The sequence below is a fragment of the Hymenobacter puniceus genome (assembly GCF_014333525.1).
Lineage (GTDB): Bacteria > Bacteroidota > Bacteroidia > Cytophagales > Hymenobacteraceae > Hymenobacter.
Genome location: NZ_JACSCX010000005.1, coordinates 325,119 through 343,659 on the forward strand (window position 1 = coordinate 325,119; position 18,541 = coordinate 343,659).

The window sequence follows — 18,541 nt, forward strand, 5'->3', positions numbered from 1 at the left end:
ACGTTCTTACTTTAACCCCATCACTTTACTACCTCATGCGTAGCCTAGTAGCTTATATATCACATAGCCGCTGATTTCGTGCAGCAGTAAACTCCAATGGCCGAGGGCCTGCGGATCGGGTATGAGCCAATAGTCGGGGGTGGCGGTGCGGTTGGTGCTGTAGTAGCCGGCCGGGAAGGGTTGCGGGTGCAGCCCCACCTGCGCAAAGCAGCCCAGCGCCCGCCGCTGATGAAATGCCGACGTTACCAGAATGAGCGTGTCCAGCTCGGGGTGGGCCTGCGTGATGCGGCGCGTGAACAGCGCATTTTCGCGGGTGTTGCGGCTCTGGTCTTCTTTAATAATAACAGAGTCGGGCACGCCGGCCAGGTGCAGCAGCGTGATGAGGTCGGCGGCTTCGGTGTGCGCCTTGCGCAGCACAGCCCCCGAACCGCCCGATACCAGAATGTGGCGCACCCGCCCGGCACGCCACAGCCAGAGCGCATTGGTCAGGCGGTCGGCCCCTTCGTGCAGATACACCCGGTCGTGCGGCGACTTGCTGACATTGGTGATGCCTGTGAGCAGCACGGCCGCATCGGCGCGCGGCGGCAGCTGGCGCAGGCGCACCGGCGGCAGCTCCCAGGCTAGCAGTGCCTCATTGATCAGGCCCGGATTGGTGAGCACCAGCAGCAGCGCCAGCGCCATGAGCAGCAGCTGCCGCCGCCGCATGGGCTGCCGCACCAGCACCGCAGCCAGCAGCAGCGCAAGCAGCCACACGGCCGGCGACAACAGAAAATCGAGTAGTTTAGAAAGAATGAAAAACACTACGGAACGCTGAAAATTGGCTTCCGGAAGTGGCCGCCAACGGCCGCAAAGGTAGCCCCAACCCTGCTCCTCAGGTGCCAGCCGTCACACCTTTCCATTCTGATTTCAGCACCGCCATCATGATTTTGTCGTGGAACCGGCCATTTCTGCGGCAGGCTTCCCGCTGGCGGCCTTCCACTACAAACCCCGCCCTGGCATACGCTTTCAGGCCGCCGATATTCGTTTCTGACACCGTGAGCATAATGCGGTTTAACTCGTGTTCAGTGAAGCCCAGCGCCAGCACCTGCCGGGCAACGGCAGTGCCTATGCCCCTGCCCCACCAGCTTTTCTGCCCGATCAGGATAAAGAACTCGGCCGCCAGATTGGTAGCGGAGATGCCCGAAAGTCCCGCGTAGCCAATCAGCTCATCAGAATCCGTGAGGAAGATGCCTAGGTTGAAGCTGGCTTGGTTTTGCAGCGTGGCCGCCAGCCACTCGTTGATTTGGGTTTCGGTGTGCATGTGCTGAAATGCTGACAGCGAATACTCAATCACCTCCGGGTCGCGGAGCCACGGGTAGAAACTGGCCGCGTGGTGCTGCGCTAATGGTGCCAGTCGTATCATAGCAGGCGAATAATACAGGTTTACAAAAGGGTATCTGCTTTTTTCCCAAAGCACATGATGCAGAGGCAAGTAAATGCCTCTGCATCGTTGAATGGCAGCCGTCTAACAGACGGCGCGGCTGGTTTGCCGCAGGAATGCGTCTCCACCCTGTATAGGCAAGCCATAAAAAAGCCCGTTGTCGCGGCCTGACACCAACGACAACGGGCAGCAGTATAGCAAGCGAAAATGCCGCCGCTACCGAAACAGCAGCAACATCAGCAGCAACGACACTACTAGGGCTACCAGCGCCCACACATCTTTGTGCAGGCGCACATTCTTCATGAGGTTTGGGGCATGAACTCCCGTAGCCGGTTGAGCATACTCAGCACTGCGTCTTCGGTGGTTAGCATGTCGCACTCCAGCAGGCGCCCCTGGCAATACGACACAAAGAACGGGGCTACTTTCTCCTGCATAATTTTTTTGGCGACCGGGTTTTCGTCGGAATTCAGCCGCACAAACAAGATAGTTTTAAATTCCTCGTCATCCGAAAATTTCGCGAACGGCGGCGCCAGCAGTTCGCAGATGTCACAATTTTCCGACGTGAATTTGGCAAACACCTTTAGGTGCTCATGCGTGAGCTGGCGCAACTGCTCATCATTTACATCATGTACCTGCTGTCGTTCAGCAACTTTCATAAAACTCAAAGAAATGCGCGCGGCCGCGCGGCCGCGCATTAAGAGTAGAACTAACTTCGAAGATACACTGCCTCGGCAGTATTACTGCCAACGCATACGAAAAAGCCGCCCCGGAAATTCCATTTTGGGACGGCTTTTTCATAATGATTCACACTGTCAGGGGACTATTCTTTTTTCAGCATCATGGCCCGGATATAACGCACCGGGGCACTGCCATAGCTTAAGAACTGCTCGTGAAACGCTTTCAGGTCGAAGGCGTTGCCTTGCTGCTTTTTCAGCTCCTGGCGCAGGTCGTAGATTTCGGTGTAGCCTGTGAAGTACGAGCTAAGCTGCACCTGGCTCAGAGTGGCGCGGCGCCACTTGTTGCGAGCTTCGGCTTCCTCCTGAAACCCGTCGCGGCGCAGCATGGCCACGGTAGCAGCCTCGGAAGCGTTGTTCACGTGTACTTCGTGGTCGAGGATGGCGTTCAGCGTCACGCGCATATTCCACTTGTCCCACATCAGCCAGATTTCATCGGTGTTGCCGCCGTAGCCGCTTTCCAGCATCATGCGCTCGGCGTACACAGCCCAGCCCTCCACCATGGCCCCGTTGCCGAAGATAGACTTGATGAGCGAAGGGCTGCGGTTGGCGTACACCAGCTGCGTGTAGTGCCCCGGGATGGCCTCGTGGATGTTGAGAATCTGCAGCGTATAGTCGTTGTATTCGCGCAGGTAGCTCTGGGCCTGGGCATCGGGCTGGCCGGTCAGGGGGTCCACATTGTAGTAGGTGTTGGCAGCCTTATCGTAGGGGCCGGGGGCCGAGATGCTGGCGCCCGCACCGCTACCGCGCATGTAGAGCGGCGTTTCGCGCACCACCAGCGGCTTGCTGGGGTCCTGCGTGAGCAGCTTCTTGTCGTTCACGAACTGCACCAGCGTGGGCATCTGGTCTTTCACGGCCTGCACAAAGCCGGCCGGCGTGGCGTGCTTCTCCGAGAGCTTGCCGATGACCTGCTGCACCGTAGCCAGCGAGTCGGCGGGCAGCGGCTTGCCAGGGAAATACTTGGGGTAAAGCCGGGTGGCGCGCGTCTTCATGTCGCGCAGCAGCTCCTGCTTGTGCGTGAGGGCCTTCTGATACACCTGCTCGGCCGAGTACGTGCTCTGGATATCATAAGCAAACTTGCGGGCAAACAGATCCTGGCCCAGCCGGAAGCTGCGGAACTTGCCGGCCGGCAGCACTTCCGTTTTCAGAAACCGCAGGTAGTCCTCGATACTTAGGCGCGTAGTGGCCAGGCGGTTGGCGAACTCCTCTTTTTCCCGCGCACTCAGCCCCGAGCGGGCCACAGAATCTTCCAAGGCCTTGCCAAATACGGCCAGCCCGCCCTGGTTCTGCAGGATGGCCAGCTCGGTGTGCTCTTTGGTGGGCGTACTGATGTTCTGCTCGGCCGCGGCGTAGTAGTCGGCAGCGCGCGAAATTTTCAGGCTGATGGCCCGCAGGCGCCGGTCGAGGGGCCAGTAGCGGCCGTTGAGGATTTCGCCTACCGAGGCGCCCAGGTTGTAGTTGGCCGGGTTCCACTGCCAGTCGCGCAGCGTGTCGGCGTAGAAACCGCTGCTGCGCACGTAGTTCTGCATCAGGCGCCAGTCGGTTTGGTTGTTCACGTTCAGCTCCTCGGGCTTGAACGTAGCCAACTCGGTCGCGCGCCGCCGTAGGGCCTTGGCCTCGGTGCGCCGCCGCCCCTCGTTGGGCACCACCAGCAGCGAGTCGTAGCGGTGGTAGCCGGCGCCGCTGGCCCACTCGGGGTTGTAGTACCACAGCGAATCAATAAAGCGCGACTTGTAGCGCTCAAACGCCGCGTCGGGCTGCGCATCGGTTTCGGCCGCTTTGCGCCCTGGCGAGTCGGAGCAGGCAGACAAAGAAGCAGCGGCGGCCACGGTAGCAGCCAGGAGTAGCGGGTGTTTCATGTAAGGAATAAGGGAGGGGTTGAAGCGGCAAGGTAGCGGGCAAGGACGGGGTTTGGTGCGTGGCGTTGCGTTAAGTCCACAATCAGCAACGAAGCTACTGCGCAGCACAATTTCCTCCCTGAACTTCGCCATACCGTTTCAGTCTGGCGTACCGTTTGCATACGGCCACAGGCACTTACTTTCGTGCTTGCTCTTCGCTGTATCACGCTATGAAGCTGATTCTTTCCCTGCTGCTGTTGCTGCTTACCCTCCCGGCCCACGCCCAGTCCATCACCCGCCTCGACCTTGCCAACGGCTTCCGGGGCCTCCCCTTTGGGTCGCCGCTCACCGAGGCGCTGCACCTGAAAATAGTGCAGGACAAAGGCGACGAGAAAATCTACGAGCGGCTGGATGAGCAGCTGCGCGTTGGGAGCTTCACGGCGGCGCGTATCCACTACAAATTTTTCCGGGGCCAGTTTGCGGCCGTTACCATCATCGTGAAAGGCGCCGCCGACGCCCAGAAGGTGCGCCCCACTTTTGAGTCGCTCTATGGCCCCGGCCGCGTGGAAGGCTTCAGCTGCAAATGGCAAGGCGCGCTGGTGGCCCTATCCTGCGCGTCTCTGTCTGACGATCAGGCCATCCTGGCCATGAGCAGCCTGCCACTGGCTGCCCAGATGCAGCAGGCCAAAATGCCCGTCGGCACCAATAAGCTCAAAACCAAGCACAAGTAGGTTTCGGGGCTTGCACACCATCATTGCACACCAAATACTGCCACAAAGGTTAACTATAGGGTAGCGACGGGCAGGGGCAAGCCCCGCACCTTACTCCGGCGCGGCCGAGGTAGAGTAGCGGATAGTGCCGCCCAGCTGCTGCCCGACAGCCTGCAACTCTTCCCATTTGGTATTATCGCCCCCACGGCGGCGCACCCGTTTGTTGGATTCGGGGTTGCCGTCGTTCTGAAAAACCTCGTAGGCCCGCAGTATCAGCTTCTGGCCTTCCACCATGCCACTGATGCGCACCGCTGAGCGGCGCACCTGCAGCGCATTCGTGGCCAGCGTCAGCAGCTCCGGGCTGCTGTGCTCGATGGCGTAGCCGCGCGCCACCAGCACCTGCGCCAGCCGCTGCCAGATTACCGCCGGCGCGTCAGTCAGCTCTATCACTATGGTATCGTGCTCTTTGGTGGCCGTGACTTCCAGCACCGACCCGCGGGCCGGGGCAGGCACGGGGGCAGGCACCATACGGACTTGAGCGTACGTCAGCGAAGGGGCACCGGTCAGCAGTAGCAGGCAGGATAGTTTTTTCAGCATCGGAAAGGAAATAAAAGGTTTAGTGTAGTTTTCAGACCAATTTCCGACAAGCAAAAACCCGCCGCCAGCCCTGGCTTTGGCGCGTGTCAAAATTCGCACCACTCTCCGTTCTTTCTTTGCCTTACCACGCTATGCGCCTCTTCCCACTCCTTCTGCTCCCACTCCTGGCCTGCTCGCAGGCACCCGTCGAGAATAACCGCCCGCCGCTACCTGAAGGCCCACCCGCTATTCCGGTGGAATCGGGCGGCCGCAGTGTGGCGCAGGCGGGCAGTGCTTTCCCCGAAACATTTGAGGCAGGTAGCAAGGGCGCCTACACGGCGGCAGCTGAGCCGTTGGGCACGGGGCTCTGGTATTTCGAGGATGCGCTGATCGGTTCTTCAGAGCAGGACCACAAGCACGGCGAGCATGCTGCCCGCCTGCGCGGCAAAGGCCGGCTGCGCATGAGCTTCGATGCACCAGCCGGCGTGCGCACCATCCGGGTCAGCAGCGCGCTGTATGGGCAGGATCCTGCCGCCACCTGGGAGCTGTGGGGCAGCGTAGATGGCGGCCGCAGCTACCGCCGTATCGGGCAGCCGGTGCGCGTGCAAAGCCCGCGCCTGCTCAGCACTACGTTTCAGGCAGGAGCCACATCCACGCCGCTGCGCCTGGAAATCCGCAAAACTGACGGCGGTAGCGGCCGCCTCAACATCGACGACATTGCGCTGGAAGCGGCCAACGGTGCGGCCATCGGCGGTGGCAGCGTGGCTACCACTCCCCAGCCCAGCACTCCTGCGCCCACTGCTCCGCAACCCACCAACCCGAGCCAGGCTGTAGTGGTCGGCCGCGACGACAATATGGCGCTGGGCAACCCCAGCGGTGCTACCGCCGACGCCAACAATCCTACCAACTACCTGCTCACCAAGCCCCAGTTCACCATTGGCTACAATGCCCAGCGCGGTACGCCCACCTGGGTGAGCTGGCACCTCAACCGCGCCTGGATGGGCTCGGCGCCGCGCCAGGACGATTTCCGGCCCGATCCGGCTTTGCCGCGGCAGTTCTACGCCGTCACGCGCAACAGCTACACGGGTTCCGGCTTCGACAAAGGCCACAACTGCCCCAGCGCCGACCGCACCACCGACCTCGACGATAACTCGGCCACCTTCCTGATGACCAACATGATTCCGCAGGCGGCCAACAACAACCAGCGCACCTGGGGCAACCTCGAGGAATGGACCCGCGCGCAGGTGCAGCGCGGCCAGGAAGTGTACGTGGTGATGGGCTGCTACGGCAAAGGCGGCACCGGCCTCAACGGCCTGAAAACCACCATCGACCAGGGCCGCGTAACGGTGCCGGCCCGCGTCTGGAAGCTGCTGGTGCTGCTGCCCGAAGGCGCCAACGACCTGCAGCGCATTGCCGCCGGCCAGGCCCGCATCCTCGCCATCGACACGCCCAACGACCAAGCCGTAAACCCAGACTGGAGCCGCTACCGCGTGAGCGTAGACGCCCTGGAAGCCGCCACCGGCCTCGACCTGCTCAGCAAGCTCCCGCTGGATGTCCAAACGCGCCTGCAAGCTACCGTGGATATGGGCCCGGTGCGGTAGCACGCCGACTTGAACATCAGGCGTTTAATAAACAATCAAAAAAAACGTCATGCTGAGCTTGCCGAAGCATCTCTACCGCCAAACTAATTTCTGATTAGCCAGCGGTAGAGACGTTTCGGCAAGCTCAGCATGACGTTTAATATACAGCCCGGCCCTGCTTCTCACCTTGCTCTAGCATTCACCCAGGAACTAATAGCGCAGGGAAGTACTTTTCAGCCATCTTCCTGCTGATGGCCGGGACGCATTTTCGGTTCGTTCGCAACTTCCTGATTGAGTGGTATCTTTGTGGCGGCTGCACCTTGGTGCCGCTACTGCCTCCGACCTGCCTCTCCCGCCCATCATACCCTGCCGCCAGGGTGTAGTGGGCTTTTTTGTGGGCTGTTGCGGCCTTGTTGTCTGTTGATTCTTCTGCTTGTTTCTATGCTTACGCTTCGCCTTCCGCTGGTTGTTTCCCGCCCGCCCCGCCAGATTTACCGGGCGGCCGTTGGGGTCTTGTTTTTCCTGATGGGCCTCACATTTGCCACCTGGGCGTCGCGCATTCCCACCATTCAGCAGCAATTGGGTATTTCGGAAGCTCAGCTGGGGCTGCTGCTGCTGGCGGCGCCGGTGGGCTCCATGGCGTCGTTGCCGGTAGCGGGGTGGCTGGTGGCGCGGCTGGGCAGCCGCCGGGTGGTGCTGGGCGGCATTGTGGGCTACGCGCTGGGGTTGGTGGCGCTGGGGTTGGCGCAGTCGGTGCCGCTGCTGGTGGTGGGGCTGGTGCTGTTTGGCTTCGTATCCAACCTCTCCAACATTGCCGTGAATACTCAGGCCGTGGGCGTAGAGCAGCTGCACCGCAAGTCCATCATGGCTTCCTTTCACGGGCTCTGGAGTCTGGCGGGCTTTGCCGGGGCGGCGCTGGGCACCCTCATGATTGGCCAGCGCGTGGCGCCGCTGCCGCATTTTGTGCTGGTGGCTGTGCTGGTAGTGGCGGGCGTGGCAGCGTGCAGCACCTCTATCCGCCCCCGCGACGCCAGCCTCAGCCCCGACGTGAAAGTGCCCCTGTTTGCACTCCCCGATAAGTCGCTGCTGCTGCTGGGGGTGCTGGCCTTCTGCTCCATGATCTGCGAGGGCGCCATGTTCGACTGGAGCGGGGTGTATTTCCGCAAGGTGGTGCACGCCGATGCTGCCTGGGTGGGTGCCGGCTACACGGCTTTCATGTGCACTATGGCTGGTGGCCGCTTCATTGCCGACGGCTTCGCGCACCGCTACGGGCTGCGCCGCACGCTGCAGCTAAGCGGCTTGCTGACGGCCGCCGGCTTACTACTGTCGGTGCTGCTGCCGACGCTGCCGACCGCTATTCTGGGCTTTCTGCTGGTAGGATTCGGGGTGTCGTCGGTGGTACCGCTGGTGTATGGGGCGGCGGGCCGCTCCACCACCATGCCCGCCAGCGTGGCGCTGGCGGCTGTTTCCACGGTTGGGTTCCTGGGGTTTCTGTTTGGGCCGCCGCTGATTGGCATCGTGGCCGGCTTTACCAGTCTGCGGGTGTCGTTTTCCATCATTGCCGGCCTGGGGCTGTGCGTGGCTGTACTGGCCGGGCGCATCAAAACCGAGTAGCCTGCTGCTTGGCGCAGTAGACAACGGTCATCGGGGGCAGCTTGCTCCGGATGACCGTTTTTTTGTGGTATACTGTTTCCGTCATCACTCAGCTGCACTGCCATGTCGCACTCCATCTACACTCCCCGGCAGCAATACGTGCTGCTGATTGCCTGCCTGCTGGTACTGGCGGGGCTGGTGCTGTTCGGGCTGGGCAGCTACACCACCGGGCTATTTGGGGCAGGCATTCTGTACGTGGTGTTTCGGCCGTGGTGGGAGGCGCTGGTGCACCGGCGCAGCTGGAACCGGCCGCTGGTCAGCATCGGGCTGATTACGTTTGCGCTGGTGGTCATCATTCTGCCCTTCACGGCCCTGAGCATCATGCTCATCAACCGCCTGCGCTACTATGCCGTGCACACCGACACCACCCAACTCATGGCGGTGCTGCATGCGCTGGAACGCCGCGTCGGGGTCACGTTTACGGCCGAGCAGAACGTGCAGACGCTGGTACGGCAGGGTCTGGGGTGGCTGAGCCAGCGGCTGCCCTCATTGGCCAGCGGGCTGCTGCATTTCGCCATCATCATCGGCCTGATGCTGTTCACGCTCTACTTTATGTTTGTGCAGGAAGAAGGCTTTCTGCGCGGGCTGCGCCGCTACCTGCCCTTCCGCGACGCAACGCTGCAGGAGTTGGGCGAGGCTCTCCGCAACAACGTACACGCCAACGTGCTCGGCCAGGCCCTGATTTCGCTGGTGCAGGCCATCCTCACGGGGCTGCTGCTTTGGGTGTTTCAGGTACCCGATGCGCTGTTCTGGGGTATGGTGTCGTTTTTTCTGGCCTTCATTCCGGTGCTGGGCACGCCGCTGGTCTGGGTGCCGGCGGCGCTGTTCAAGCTGGCGCAGGGCCACACCGGCCAGGGCGCTGGTATTCTGCTGCTGGGCTTGGTGGTTGTGATGAACATCGACAACTTGCTGCGCATCGTGCTGGCCCGCCGCATCGGCAACATTCACCCGCTCATCACGCTGGTGGGCGTGATTCTGGGGGTGGAGATTTTCGGCATCCTTGGCCTCGTCATCGGGCCGCTGCTGCTGTCCTATTTCATGGTGCTGATGCGCGTATTTGAGCGCGAAAACCGCCACCGCCCCGCCCCTGATGACACGGCCATTCCCCAGCCCTAACCGCTACTTGCCAAACCGCTCCCCGAAGAAATTGCCCGGATTCCAGGTGGGCCGCTGCGGGTTGTTGGCCACCAGATAGCCCACCAGAAAATTCAGCTGGGCGTACGTCTTTCCCGCCTCGAAGTCGAACTGCCCGTTGATGTCGTCCTGAGGCTTGTGGTACGTGACGGCGCGCCACTTCTGCACCTGCTCGCTGAGGTTGTTGCGCCCGTCGGTGGTTTTGTTGCCGTATTTGATGTGCAGCGCCGGAATGCCCTGTGTCACGAAGCTGTACTGGTCGGAGCGGATAAAGCGGTTTTGGGCAGGCTCGGGGTCAGCTTCCACCGTAAGGCCCAGCGCCCGCGCCGCTGCCGCTACCGGCGCCGCCAGCGTGGAGTTCTCAGCGCCCAGCGCCACCACCGACAGCAGCGGCGCAATGATGGTGGGCATGTCGGTATTGACGTTGGCTACCAGCTGGTCGCGCGGTACGGTTGGGTTGCGGGCAAAGTATGCCGAGCCGAGCAGCCCCAGCTCCTCCCCTGTCACCACCGTCAGCAGCACCGAGCGTTTCGGTTGTTGCCGAGGCTTGAGCTGCTGATACACACCAGCAATTTCCAGCAGCGTCGCCACGCCGGTGGCGTTGTCGTGGGCGCCGTTGTAAATGGAGTCGCCGGCGACAGGTGTGCCCACGCCCAGGTGGTCGAGGTGGGCGGTGTGCACCACGTATTCCTGGCGCAGCTGCGGGTCGGCGCCCTCTATTTTACCTACCACGTTGTAGCTGGTTACATCCTGGTAGCGGGTGCGCTGGGTGATGGCAAGGCGCGGCAGCAGCGCCACCGGAGCCGGTTTACCGGCCCGCAGCGCCGCCATAGCCTGCGTGGTGTCGGTGGCGGCTCCGGCAAATAGCCGTTGCAGTGTAGCCGCGCTGATTGAACCCGCCACCTGAATCTGCGGCTGGAAGCTTCTGGATACCGCCACTTTTCCATCCGGCCCCAGCACACTTACCAGGCCTCTCGGCGGATCAGGCAGCTTTATTGTGGATTTGGGAGCGGCCAGCAGCACGCCTACGGCCCCGTGGCGGGCTGCCGTTTGCAGCACCGTAAGCAGGTCGGTGTTGTAGAGCCGCACGGCGTCGGGGAAGCGCGTGGGCTCCAGCCGTGTCAGTATCACCACCTTGCCGCGCGCATCAAGGCCGGCATAATCGTCATACCCCAGCTCGGGCGCACTGATGCCAAAACCGGCAAACACCAGCCCGGCTTCCACGGCCATTTCGCGCTGCTCGGGGTTGGGGTAGAGCGTAAAGTCGGCGCCAAAAGCCAGCGCACTGGCTGAGCCGGCCGGCGGCAGCAGACGCAGGGTGGCCCCGGCCTCCGTGATGGCGCGCCGCAGCTGCACAGTTTGCAGGAATGTACCGTTTTCGCCGGCCGGCTGCACGCCGCGCTGTTGTAGTTGCGCTACCACATAGTCAACGGCCATCTTGTAGCCCGGCGTGCCTGGCTGCCGTCCGCGCAGCTGGTCGTCGGCGAGAAACTGCACGTGCGCCTTGAAGCCAGCCGGGCTGATGCTGCTTAGCGGTTTGCGGAGCGGTTTGGGTGGTTGCTGGGCAAGAGCCGCTAAGCTCGTCAGCGGTATGCTAACACCAAATAAAATCTTCCAAAACATCATACTTATTCTCCCTTCCTGTAACGGGGCGAAACCCAGCCTTCCGGTACCCGGCGCGAGCCTTTACTGTCAAATGAAGTGTAGCTTTTGCCTTTCAGCTCCACATTGTTCTTAATGAAACCATGATAAACACAGGCAGTGTCCTGCGGTTGACTCAAGGTGAATTCAATGGCTCTTACTTCCATTACCGAATCCCCATCCAGCACCGTCGGCACTTGGTAGGTAATACAGTCCAGCCAGCCGTTAGGGAAGTACTCGATGATGTAAGGAAACCGGCGGCCCTTTGTGTAATAGGCATCTGACTGCAACTCTCCGGCATTGGTAAGCCGCCTCCAATGGCCATACGGAATGTATGTGTGCTTCTTGCCGGGGCCAGGCTCCACACGCAACGGCCCTTCATCGTAGTTGGTGCGCCAGACCGTGCGATAGGCCTTATGGATCTTACCAACTGTGTCACCTTTGGCCAGTATAGCTTTCTCCTGCTTGGTCAAATGACGGCGGTACTCGCCGTCCTGCCAGTTCTCGGGTAATTTGATGTGCTGAAGCGTAAGAATGGTAAACGCTACTATAGCGGAGGTGATAATTCCGATTTTAAGCTCTTCCATATCAACTAGTTGTCATATATAGCTAAGTCAATGTATTTCCTTAGAACGGCAGGCCGTAACGCGCATTGGGTAGTTCGCGCTACGGCCCGACGATTCTTGAGGCAAGCTGCCGCTCAACAGCAGTCAACTGCTCTACTTAATACATTAGGTTTCCGTCAGCACGGTTTTGAAGCCGGCCAACTTCCCGCTGGCGGTGCGGCCCAGAGCGTAGGCCTGTACCTGCGGGCCGGTGCCCACGCGGTACACTTTCACGTCCTGCAGCTCCTGCTTCAGATACATCTGCAGCGCCTTGAAGCGGTTGGCCTGGGCCGGGTCGCCGAGCACGCCGTCGTCGGCGGTGTGGTTGCGCAGGAATAGGGTCAGTTCCTGGGTTTCCACTTTGCTGCCCGCTTCGGCCCCTATAGCCTGCAGCAGGGCCGCATCGGTTAGCGTCCCGGCGGGTGCGTCGTAACTCACCGGTTCCAGCGCCGCATCCGACTCACTCATAAACACCAGCCCTTTCGTGAGCTGCTGCAGCGGTGCCGTGCTGCTGTCGGTGGCCTCGGTTTCGCGGCCGGCTTTGGTGTCTGCAGATGCGACACTGGCGGCACTAGCGGCGCGGCTGCCCTCGGCGCCGGGCACCTGCGCAGCAATGGCCGCGGCCAGCTCCTGCATGCGGTTTTCGGCCACCTTGATTTTGGGGTTGGCGAAGTTCATATCCGACACCTTGTTCATCGGAATCAGGTGAATGTGCGCGTGCGGCACTTCCAGCCCGATGACGGCCACCCCAATCCGCTTGCACGGCACGGCGGCCTGCACGCCCTTGGCTACGCGCTGCGCAAACCGGTGCAACGCCGCCAGCTCGTCGGCCGGCATGTCGAAGATGTAGTCGATTTCGCGCTTCGGAATTACCAGCGTGTGGCCTTCCACCAGCGGCGTGATGTCGAGAAACGCCAGATGCTGGTCGTCCTCGGCTACTTTATACGCAGGCAGCTCGCCCGACACAATACGCGAAAAAATGGAGGCCATCAGGAATAGGTGATGAGGTGACAGGTGATGAAGTGATGAGGTAACAGGTGACACGTCACAGGTGAAAGGGGCCTGACTGCGGTGCGTTGGGTAGCCCCAAAGTAAGGCAAAAAGCCAGACGGCGAAGCAAGGTGCTTCGCCGTCTGGCTTTTTACGGGTTGGTGTCGGGGCGGTTTACCTGTGACGTGCCACGGCTCCCTTCATCACCCTTACCGGCTGATTTCCAGAATTTCGAACTGCAGCTTGCCAGCAGGCACGGTAATCTCGGCCTTGTCGCCGGCCGATTTGCCCAGCAAGCCTTTGCCGATGGGCGACTTCACGGAGATTTTGCCGGCCGCCAGATTGGCTTCTTCCTCGGCTACCAGCGTGTAGTCGAGCACCATATTATTTTTCAGATTTTTGAGCTTCACCTTGCTCATAATGAGCACCTTGGTGAGATCAAGACCGGCTTCATCGAGGATGCGGGCATTGCCAACCACCTCTTCAAGCTTCGATATTTTCAGTTCCAGCAGCCCCTGCGCTTCCTTGGCGGCGTCGTACTCCGCATTTTCGCTCAGGTCGCCTTTGTCGCGGGCTTCACGCAGCGCTTCGGCCGCTTCGGCCCGGCCGCGGATTTTAAGGTCCTGCAGTTCGTCCTTGAGTTTTTGCAGGCCTTCGGCGGTATAATAGTTGATGGTGGCCATGGGAAGGTGATGGGTAAGCTAAAAAACAAGGAGAACGGCCGGCACTGCCGACCGTTCTCCAACACGGGTTCCTGACAAATATACGAATCTGCGGGGAATGATGCCAGCCCCCAACTCCAGGGCTGCGCAGCTTGAGCAGCACCTGTAAGGCGTCAGCAGTTGGGTTTGAGCGCGCTAGCCAACCTACTCAACGTCCCAGAAACGCTCGAATTTTGCGCGCCAGCACCTCATTTATCCGTTCGTAGCTCTGGTAGCTCCAGCCGCCCACGTGCGGCGACAGCACCACATTGGGAGCCGCCGCCAGATACGCAAACCGCGCCTGCTGCTCCAAGGTCAGGGCCGCCAGCTTTTCATTTTCCAGCACGTCGAGAGCCGCGCCGCGCACCTGGCCGGTTTGCAGGCGCTGCACCAGCGCCGCGTGGTCGAGCACCTCGCCACGGGCGGTATTGAGCAGCCAGATTGGGTTGCGGAAACCCGCCAGCAGTTCCTCATTCACGAAGTGGTGGTTGGCCGCTGAGTATGGAATGTGCAGACTCAGTACCTCGGCCCGGCCCTGCAGCTCGGCCAGGCTCACCAGCGTGGCGTTTTCGTCAGCAGCTACCTTCACGTCCAAGTCATAGGCCAGCACAGTGCAGCCGAACGCCTGCAGCCGCCGTGCAAAAGCCCGCCCCATATGGCCGTACCCGAGCAGGCCGATGGTCTTGCCCCCGATTTCCTCACCCCGGTTGGCTTCGCGGCGCCACTGCCCGGCCCGCACCTCATGGTCGGCGCGGGCAATGTTACGGAACAAGGCCAGCAGTAGCCCCACGGCGTATTCGCCCACCGCGTCGCGGTTGCCCTCGGGGGCGTTGAGCAGCGTGACGCCCGCCGCTGCCATTGCCTGTTCGTCAATGTTATCGACGCCAGCGCCGGCGCGGGCCACGTAGCGCAACTGCGGACCGTGGTGCAGCAGCTCGGCTGTTACACGCAGCTTCGAGCGCACCATCAGGCCCTCGTAAGGGTGCGCAGCCAAAGCAGCGGGCACCTCGGCCACTGTTAGGTCGGGCCGGTAATGCAGCGTCACCCCGGCTTCCTGCAGCAGGACGGGCAGGCTGGGGTGCATTTCGTCGATGACGAGGCAGAGGGACATGTGGCTTGAACGGTTAGAAAGGGCCTACTTCATATATAATAGTGTCGCCGGATAGCTGCTTCAGCATCTGGTATAACTCCTGCCTGGAATAAGGCCCACGTCGCTGGGCAGTTGCTTCCGACAATGAGCGGGCCCGCAACGGATATAGGAAGTACACATCGGTTCCGGCACGAGCTACCAGCAGCTTCGCATTGATTTGCGTTTCATAAACCTGTTCCAAAAGTGGCTCACTGACAGGAACGAAGCCGTTTTCATACAGATGCAGGGCCGTACCATTGTTGAGACTAGAGGTGTAGTAGTATCCGGCGAGATGAGTAACATTGTCCTCGTCGTAGATGTAACTATAAAACAGCCAGCAGATTCCAAACAGCAATACAACCGAAAAGAGCATCCGAACTGGAAGGAGAATACGATGCAGCATTAAAAGTGCTTACAGGATAGCAGGGCTAGAAATTCATTTGAAATCAATAATGAATTAGTGGCTTTCATCGGCAGGATATTTTCTACGGAAGTACCGAATTGCAGCTACGCATACAGCTGATAGAATTGACGTTACCAGCCACGATTCCTTGATTTCTGCTTTCAATGTTCAACCGCTCCACTGACCGGAAGTCAACGTAAGCCCACCCATCAGCGCTAGAAAGACAGTCACAAAATCATACAGCACCATTTGAACCTTGGTTGCGGTTCGCTTGGCGTTATCTGATAGGTGTTGGCTTACCTTTTCGCTGGTTATTGGCCCGAAAAAAGCGGAAACGAGCATAAACAGCCACATCCAGTAACTGGCTTTCATAGCGAGTCAGGATAACAGGTAGCAACCGGGCCGCAGTAGCATAGCATCATATAGCATCATTACGTCAGAGGTGAAACGCCCAACGGCATTAACCGGCGGTGCAATTCTTCGCTGCAGTTTATATCTAATCGACCTTGTTTCCCGCTACATGCTGCGTCAGCCCCACGAAATCGGCCACGCTGAGTTGCTCGGCGCGCTTGTCGAAAATGGGGTCGGTAGTGGCTTCGGCAGGCATGCCGAAGGGTTTGAGGGCGTTGCGGAGCGTTTTGCGGCGCGTGGAAAATGCCTGCTTCACCACTTTAAAAAACAGCACCTCGTCGCAGTCCAGCTTCTCGGTGGCGTTGCGTGTGAGCCGGATAACGGCCGACTGCACCTTGGGCGGCGGGTTGAACACGTGCGGCGGCACCGTGAACAGGTAGTCAATCGTGTAGAAGGCCTGTAGCAGCACGCTCAGGATGCCGTACGTTTTTGAACCCGGCCCTTCGGCCAGGCGGTCGGCCACCTCCTTCTGAATCATGCCCACACTCTCGCGCACCTGCTGGCGGTGGGCCAGAATCTGGAAGTAGATCTGGCTGCTGATGTTGTAGGGGAAGTTGCCGATGATGCTGATGGGCTGATTAGGATACAGCGTGGCAAGGTTCATCTTCAGGAAATCCTGGCTGTGAATGCGGCCTTCCAGCGCCGGAAAGTGCTTGCCTAAGTATTCCACTGACTCCCGGTCAATTTCCACCACCGACGTGCGGTACTCCGCATGCTGCAGCAGCGTGCCGGTCAGCACGCCCATTCCCGGCCCGATTTCCAGCACTTCCTGCACGCCGTCGGGCAGGCGCAGCGCCTCCACAATCTTGCGGGCAATGTTGGCATCGGCCAGAAAATGCTGGCCCAGGTGTTTTTTGGCTTTAACGGAATCCATGCAGTCGGAAGGAATGAGGTGACAGGTGATAGAGGCAATACTGCGGAGCGCACATGAAGTGGTAAATGAAACCAGGCCCTCAAGATGCCTGCGGAATAAAAACCCCGCCCGCTGCCTGTTGTCTGTCCTTATAGCACTTCATTATCTCACTTCCGCAAAAGGCCTACCTTCACGGCCGCAAAGGTACGGTCCCGCCTGCTGAATCCGGCGGGAGCCGGCTTTTATGGTTTCTTCCGCCTCAATTCCCTGTTTCTATGTCGTTGCTCCTCCACTACGCTGCCGATTTTCCCGCTTCGGCTGACACCGTGTTCATTCTGCCCGCTGGCACCACCGAGCTGCCCGTAGCGGCTGCCGCCGACCTGGCCGCGCCGGCCCGCCAGTACGTGGCCGATCAGCTGGCCACCGACAGCAAGCTGATCCGGATCAACCACTATGCTCACCACCATTATTATGTGGTGGCGGCCGACAAGAAAACGCCGGCCCTCGTGGCGGAGGCGCTGCGCAAAAGCGGCCACCAGCTGCACGCTCAGCTCAAGGCCGACAACGTGCGCCACTTGTTTATTCAGGACCTGACCGAGGGCGGCGCGCTGCCGCTGGCCGAGGGCCTGGCCCTCACGGCCTATCAGTTTGAGGGCTACAAAACCGACGAGAAATCCAAGCAGGCCCCGAAGCTGGAAACTCTGACGCTGGTGGGCCCGCACCTCAGCGCCGAGCGGGTGCAGGAGCTGCAGCACGTACTGGAAGGCGTATTCCTGGCCCGCGACCTGGTAAACGCGCCCCTCAACAAGCTCAATGCCCAGCAGTTTGCCGAGCGCATGGCCGCGGCCGGCGAAGAGGCCGGTTTCCACACCGAAATCCTAGATCTGGTGCGGATTGAGGCCCTGCGTATGGGCGGCCTGCTGGCCGTCAACCAGGGCAGCCCCGAGCCGCCCACATTCACCATCATGGAGTACAAGCCGGAAGGTGCCACCAACGAAAAGCCCTACGTGCTGGTCGGCAAAGGCGTGGTGTTCGATACCGGCGGCCTGAGCCTTAAGCCCACACCCGCCAGCATGGACATGATGAAGTGCGACATGGCCGGCGGCGCGGCTGTGGTGGGCACGCTCTACGCGCTGGCCAAAAACCAGGTGCCACTACACGTTATCGGCCTAGTGCCCGCCACCGACAACCGTCCCGGCGGCCTCGCCTTCGCCCCCGGCGACGTAATTACCATGTACAGCGGCCTCACGGTGGAGGTGATGAACACCGACGCCGAAGGCCGCCTGCTGCTCGGCGACGCGCTGGCTTTTGCTAAGAAATACAACCCCGAGCTGGTGCTCGACTTCGCCACCCTCACCGGCTCGGCGGCCCGTGCCATCGGCAAGGAAGGCATCGTGTGCATGGGCACTGCCGATGAAGATGTGCTTAGCGAGCTGAAAAAGGCCGGCCACACCACCCACGAGCGGCTGGTGGAGTTTCCGCTCTGGGACGAGTACGCCGACCACATCAAGTCCGACATTGCCGACATCAACAACATCGGCAAGGCCGAAGCCGGCGCCATTTCGGCCGGCAAATTCCTGCAGCGCTTCACCGACGGCTACCCTTGGGTGCATTTCGACATTGCTGCCCCCGCCTTCCTCACCGCCCCCGACTCCTACCGCGGCAAAGGCGGCACCGGCACCGCCGTGCGCCTCACGTATGAATTCTTAGTGAATAGGGCTTAGGGAACAGGGCTTGGGAAATAGGCCCATCGTCTCTTCGCAGCAGTCCGCACTGGCATTCCAAACTGCCACTATGAACAATCAAAGCTTCACTGATCTGCTTGCCTGGCAAAAAGGACGATTATTGGCAAGTACTGTATATAGCCTTACTCGTCAGTTTCCGAAGGAAGAAACATTTGGTTTGACCAGTCAGCTGCGGCGAAGTGCAGTTTCTGTGCCTTCAAATATTGCGGAAGGTTACGGCCGTCAGCACGCCAAGGACAGTTTAAATTTCTTTTACATAGCCAGAGGTTCGCTGTATGAAATGGAAACGCAGCTTTACATCAGCTACGACCAGCAACTTTTGCCACTCAACGAGCTTGAGGCAGTTTTGCTTCATCTGACAGAATGCAAGAAGCTGCTACACGGCTTCATCAACCACTACAAACAGAAGCTTGGTTAG

At 60.3% G+C, this 18,541-nt stretch carries 19 protein-coding genes; 6 read left to right on the forward strand and 13 right to left on the reverse strand.

The genetic code is table 11. The annotated features are described in order from the left end of the window. Positions 1-33: 33 nt before the first annotated feature. The 4 genes from H8B14_RS15730 to H8B14_RS15745 all read right to left on the reverse strand — a co-directional run bounded on the left by H8B14_RS15730 (position 34) and on the right by H8B14_RS15745 (position 4,013). Entirely contained in the window at positions 34-801 is a 768-nt protein-coding gene (locus H8B14_RS15730) for a YdcF family protein (RefSeq protein ID WP_187316609.1), read from the reverse strand. Between the two features lie 70 nt (positions 802-871). Beyond that, positions 872-1,402 carry a GNAT family N-acetyltransferase gene (locus tag H8B14_RS15735; protein ID WP_187316610.1) on the reverse strand — a complete coding sequence of 177 codons (531 nt, stop codon included), beginning with the start codon at positions 1,400-1,402 and terminating at the stop codon, positions 872-874. A 317-nt stretch (positions 1,403-1,719) separates the two neighbouring features. Continuing rightward, entirely contained in the window at positions 1,720-2,076 is a 357-nt protein-coding gene (locus tag H8B14_RS15740; protein WP_187316611.1) for a thioredoxin family protein, read from the reverse strand. 164 nt (positions 2,077-2,240) lie between these two features. After that, the gene (locus tag H8B14_RS15745; RefSeq protein ID WP_187316612.1) at positions 2,241-4,013 is read right to left on the reverse strand and encodes a DUF885 domain-containing protein; all 1,773 of its coding nucleotides are present in this window, start codon (positions 4,011-4,013) and stop codon (positions 2,241-2,243) included. 209 nt (positions 4,014-4,222) lie between these two features. Here H8B14_RS15745 and H8B14_RS15750 point away from each other — a divergent pair, with 209 nt between their 5' ends. Continuing rightward, positions 4,223-4,723 (forward strand): hypothetical protein, encoded by a 501-nt coding sequence (locus H8B14_RS15750; protein WP_187316613.1) that lies wholly within the window; start codon positions 4,223-4,225, stop codon positions 4,721-4,723. 90 nt (positions 4,724-4,813) lie between these two features. Here H8B14_RS15750 and H8B14_RS15755 read toward each other — a convergent pair whose 3' ends face one another. Further along, a complete protein-coding gene (locus tag H8B14_RS15755; RefSeq protein ID WP_187316614.1) occupies positions 4,814-5,299 on the reverse strand; it encodes a hypothetical protein in 486 nt (161 codons plus the stop codon). A 131-nt stretch (positions 5,300-5,430) separates the two neighbouring features. On the opposite strand from H8B14_RS15755, the gene H8B14_RS21165 reads away from it, so the two are divergent. The 3 genes from H8B14_RS21165 (at position 5,431) to H8B14_RS15770 (ending at position 9,627) form a co-directional block, all read left to right on the forward strand. After that, on the forward strand, positions 5,431-6,879 hold the full coding sequence (locus H8B14_RS21165; RefSeq protein WP_261990043.1) for a DNA/RNA non-specific endonuclease: 1,449 nt from the start codon (positions 5,431-5,433) through the stop codon (positions 6,877-6,879). Between the two features lie 420 nt (positions 6,880-7,299). Next, the gene (locus tag H8B14_RS15765; protein WP_187316615.1) at positions 7,300-8,472 is read left to right on the forward strand and encodes an MFS transporter; all 1,173 of its coding nucleotides are present in this window, start codon (positions 7,300-7,302) and stop codon (positions 8,470-8,472) included. Between the two features lie 102 nt (positions 8,473-8,574). Next, positions 8,575-9,627 carry an AI-2E family transporter gene (locus H8B14_RS15770; RefSeq protein WP_187316616.1) on the forward strand — a complete coding sequence of 351 codons (1,053 nt, stop codon included), beginning with the start codon at positions 8,575-8,577 and terminating at the stop codon, positions 9,625-9,627. 3 nt (positions 9,628-9,630) lie between these two features. On the opposite strand, the gene H8B14_RS15775 is transcribed toward H8B14_RS15770, so the two are convergent. From H8B14_RS15775 to rsmA, 8 genes are all read right to left on the reverse strand, one after another. After that, positions 9,631-11,142, reverse strand: coding sequence for a M28 family peptidase (locus tag H8B14_RS15775; RefSeq protein WP_315984842.1), 1,512 nt, complete (start codon positions 11,140-11,142; stop codon positions 9,631-9,633). Between the two features lie 131 nt (positions 11,143-11,273). Next, complete coding sequence (locus H8B14_RS15780) at positions 11,274-11,873, reverse strand: hypothetical protein (protein ID WP_187316618.1); 600 nt, start codon at positions 11,871-11,873, stop codon at positions 11,274-11,276. Between the two features lie 144 nt (positions 11,874-12,017). Beyond that, entirely contained in the window at positions 12,018-12,881 is an 864-nt protein-coding gene (locus tag H8B14_RS21370) for a nuclease A inhibitor family protein (protein ID WP_187316619.1), read from the reverse strand. A gap of 209 nt (positions 12,882-13,090) precedes the next feature. Then, positions 13,091-13,564, reverse strand: coding sequence for a transcription elongation factor GreA (greA, locus tag H8B14_RS15790; RefSeq protein ID WP_187316620.1), 474 nt, complete (start codon positions 13,562-13,564; stop codon positions 13,091-13,093). Between the two features lie 187 nt (positions 13,565-13,751). Continuing rightward, positions 13,752-14,693, reverse strand: coding sequence for an NAD(P)-dependent oxidoreductase (locus H8B14_RS15795; protein ID WP_187316621.1), 942 nt, complete (start codon positions 14,691-14,693; stop codon positions 13,752-13,754). Positions 14,694-14,706: 13 nt separating this feature from the next. Further along, the gene (locus H8B14_RS15800) at positions 14,707-15,114 is read right to left on the reverse strand and encodes a hypothetical protein (protein ID WP_187316622.1); all 408 of its coding nucleotides are present in this window, start codon (positions 15,112-15,114) and stop codon (positions 14,707-14,709) included. A 168-nt stretch (positions 15,115-15,282) separates the two neighbouring features. Continuing rightward, the gene (locus H8B14_RS15805; RefSeq protein ID WP_187316623.1) at positions 15,283-15,486 is read right to left on the reverse strand and encodes a hypothetical protein; all 204 of its coding nucleotides are present in this window, start codon (positions 15,484-15,486) and stop codon (positions 15,283-15,285) included. 124 nt (positions 15,487-15,610) lie between these two features. Then, positions 15,611-16,399 carry a 16S rRNA (adenine(1518)-N(6)/adenine(1519)-N(6))-dimethyltransferase RsmA gene (gene rsmA, locus H8B14_RS15810; RefSeq protein WP_187316624.1) on the reverse strand — a complete coding sequence of 263 codons (789 nt, stop codon included), beginning with the start codon at positions 16,397-16,399 and terminating at the stop codon, positions 15,611-15,613. A 254-nt stretch (positions 16,400-16,653) separates the two neighbouring features. Between rsmA and H8B14_RS15815 the strand changes: the two genes are divergently transcribed. After that, positions 16,654-18,102, forward strand: coding sequence for a leucyl aminopeptidase family protein (locus H8B14_RS15815; RefSeq protein WP_187316625.1), 1,449 nt, complete (start codon positions 16,654-16,656; stop codon positions 18,100-18,102). A gap of 70 nt (positions 18,103-18,172) precedes the next feature. Further along, positions 18,173-18,541, forward strand: coding sequence for a four helix bundle protein (locus tag H8B14_RS15820; protein WP_187316626.1), 369 nt, complete (start codon positions 18,173-18,175; stop codon positions 18,539-18,541).

What these genes read in the sequence shown, in the direction of transcription:
- H8B14_RS15745 (WP_187316612.1), bottom strand. Translation starts at nt 4,013, where the DNA reads ATGAAACACCCGCTACTCCTGGCTGCTACCGTGGCCGCCGCTGCTTCT.
- H8B14_RS21165 (WP_261990043.1), top strand. Translation starts at nt 5,431, where the DNA reads ATGCGCCTCTTCCCACTCCTTCTGCTCCCACTCCTGGCCTGCTCGCAG.
- H8B14_RS21370 (WP_187316619.1), bottom strand. Translation starts at nt 12,881, where the DNA reads ATGGCCTCCATTTTTTCGCGTATTGTGTCGGGCGAGCTGCCTGCGTAT.
- greA (WP_187316620.1), bottom strand. Translation starts at nt 13,564, where the DNA reads ATGGCCACCATCAACTATTATACCGCCGAAGGCCTGCAAAAACTCAAG.
- H8B14_RS15750 (WP_187316613.1), top strand. Translation starts at nt 4,223, where the DNA reads ATGAAGCTGATTCTTTCCCTGCTGCTGTTGCTGCTTACCCTCCCGGCC.
- H8B14_RS15755 (WP_187316614.1), bottom strand. Translation starts at nt 5,299, where the DNA reads ATGCTGAAAAAACTATCCTGCCTGCTACTGCTGACCGGTGCCCCTTCG.
- H8B14_RS15795 (WP_187316621.1), bottom strand. Translation starts at nt 14,693, where the DNA reads ATGTCCCTCTGCCTCGTCATCGACGAAATGCACCCCAGCCTGCCCGTC.
- H8B14_RS15805 (WP_187316623.1), bottom strand. Translation starts at nt 15,486, where the DNA reads ATGAAAGCCAGTTACTGGATGTGGCTGTTTATGCTCGTTTCCGCTTTT.
- H8B14_RS15740 (WP_187316611.1), bottom strand. Translation starts at nt 2,076, where the DNA reads ATGAAAGTTGCTGAACGACAGCAGGTACATGATGTAAATGATGAGCAG.
- H8B14_RS15820 (WP_187316626.1), top strand. Translation starts at nt 18,173, where the DNA reads ATGAACAATCAAAGCTTCACTGATCTGCTTGCCTGGCAAAAAGGACGA.
- H8B14_RS15770 (WP_187316616.1), top strand. Translation starts at nt 8,575, where the DNA reads ATGTCGCACTCCATCTACACTCCCCGGCAGCAATACGTGCTGCTGATT.
- H8B14_RS15735 (WP_187316610.1), bottom strand. Translation starts at nt 1,402, where the DNA reads ATGATACGACTGGCACCATTAGCGCAGCACCACGCGGCCAGTTTCTAC.
- H8B14_RS15800 (WP_187316622.1), bottom strand. Translation starts at nt 15,114, where the DNA reads ATGCTGCATCGTATTCTCCTTCCAGTTCGGATGCTCTTTTCGGTTGTA.
- H8B14_RS15780 (WP_187316618.1), bottom strand. Translation starts at nt 11,873, where the DNA reads ATGGAAGAGCTTAAAATCGGAATTATCACCTCCGCTATAGTAGCGTTT.
- H8B14_RS15815 (WP_187316625.1), top strand. Translation starts at nt 16,654, where the DNA reads ATGTCGTTGCTCCTCCACTACGCTGCCGATTTTCCCGCTTCGGCTGAC.
- H8B14_RS15765 (WP_187316615.1), top strand. Translation starts at nt 7,300, where the DNA reads ATGCTTACGCTTCGCCTTCCGCTGGTTGTTTCCCGCCCGCCCCGCCAG.
- rsmA (WP_187316624.1), bottom strand. Translation starts at nt 16,399, where the DNA reads ATGGATTCCGTTAAAGCCAAAAAACACCTGGGCCAGCATTTTCTGGCC.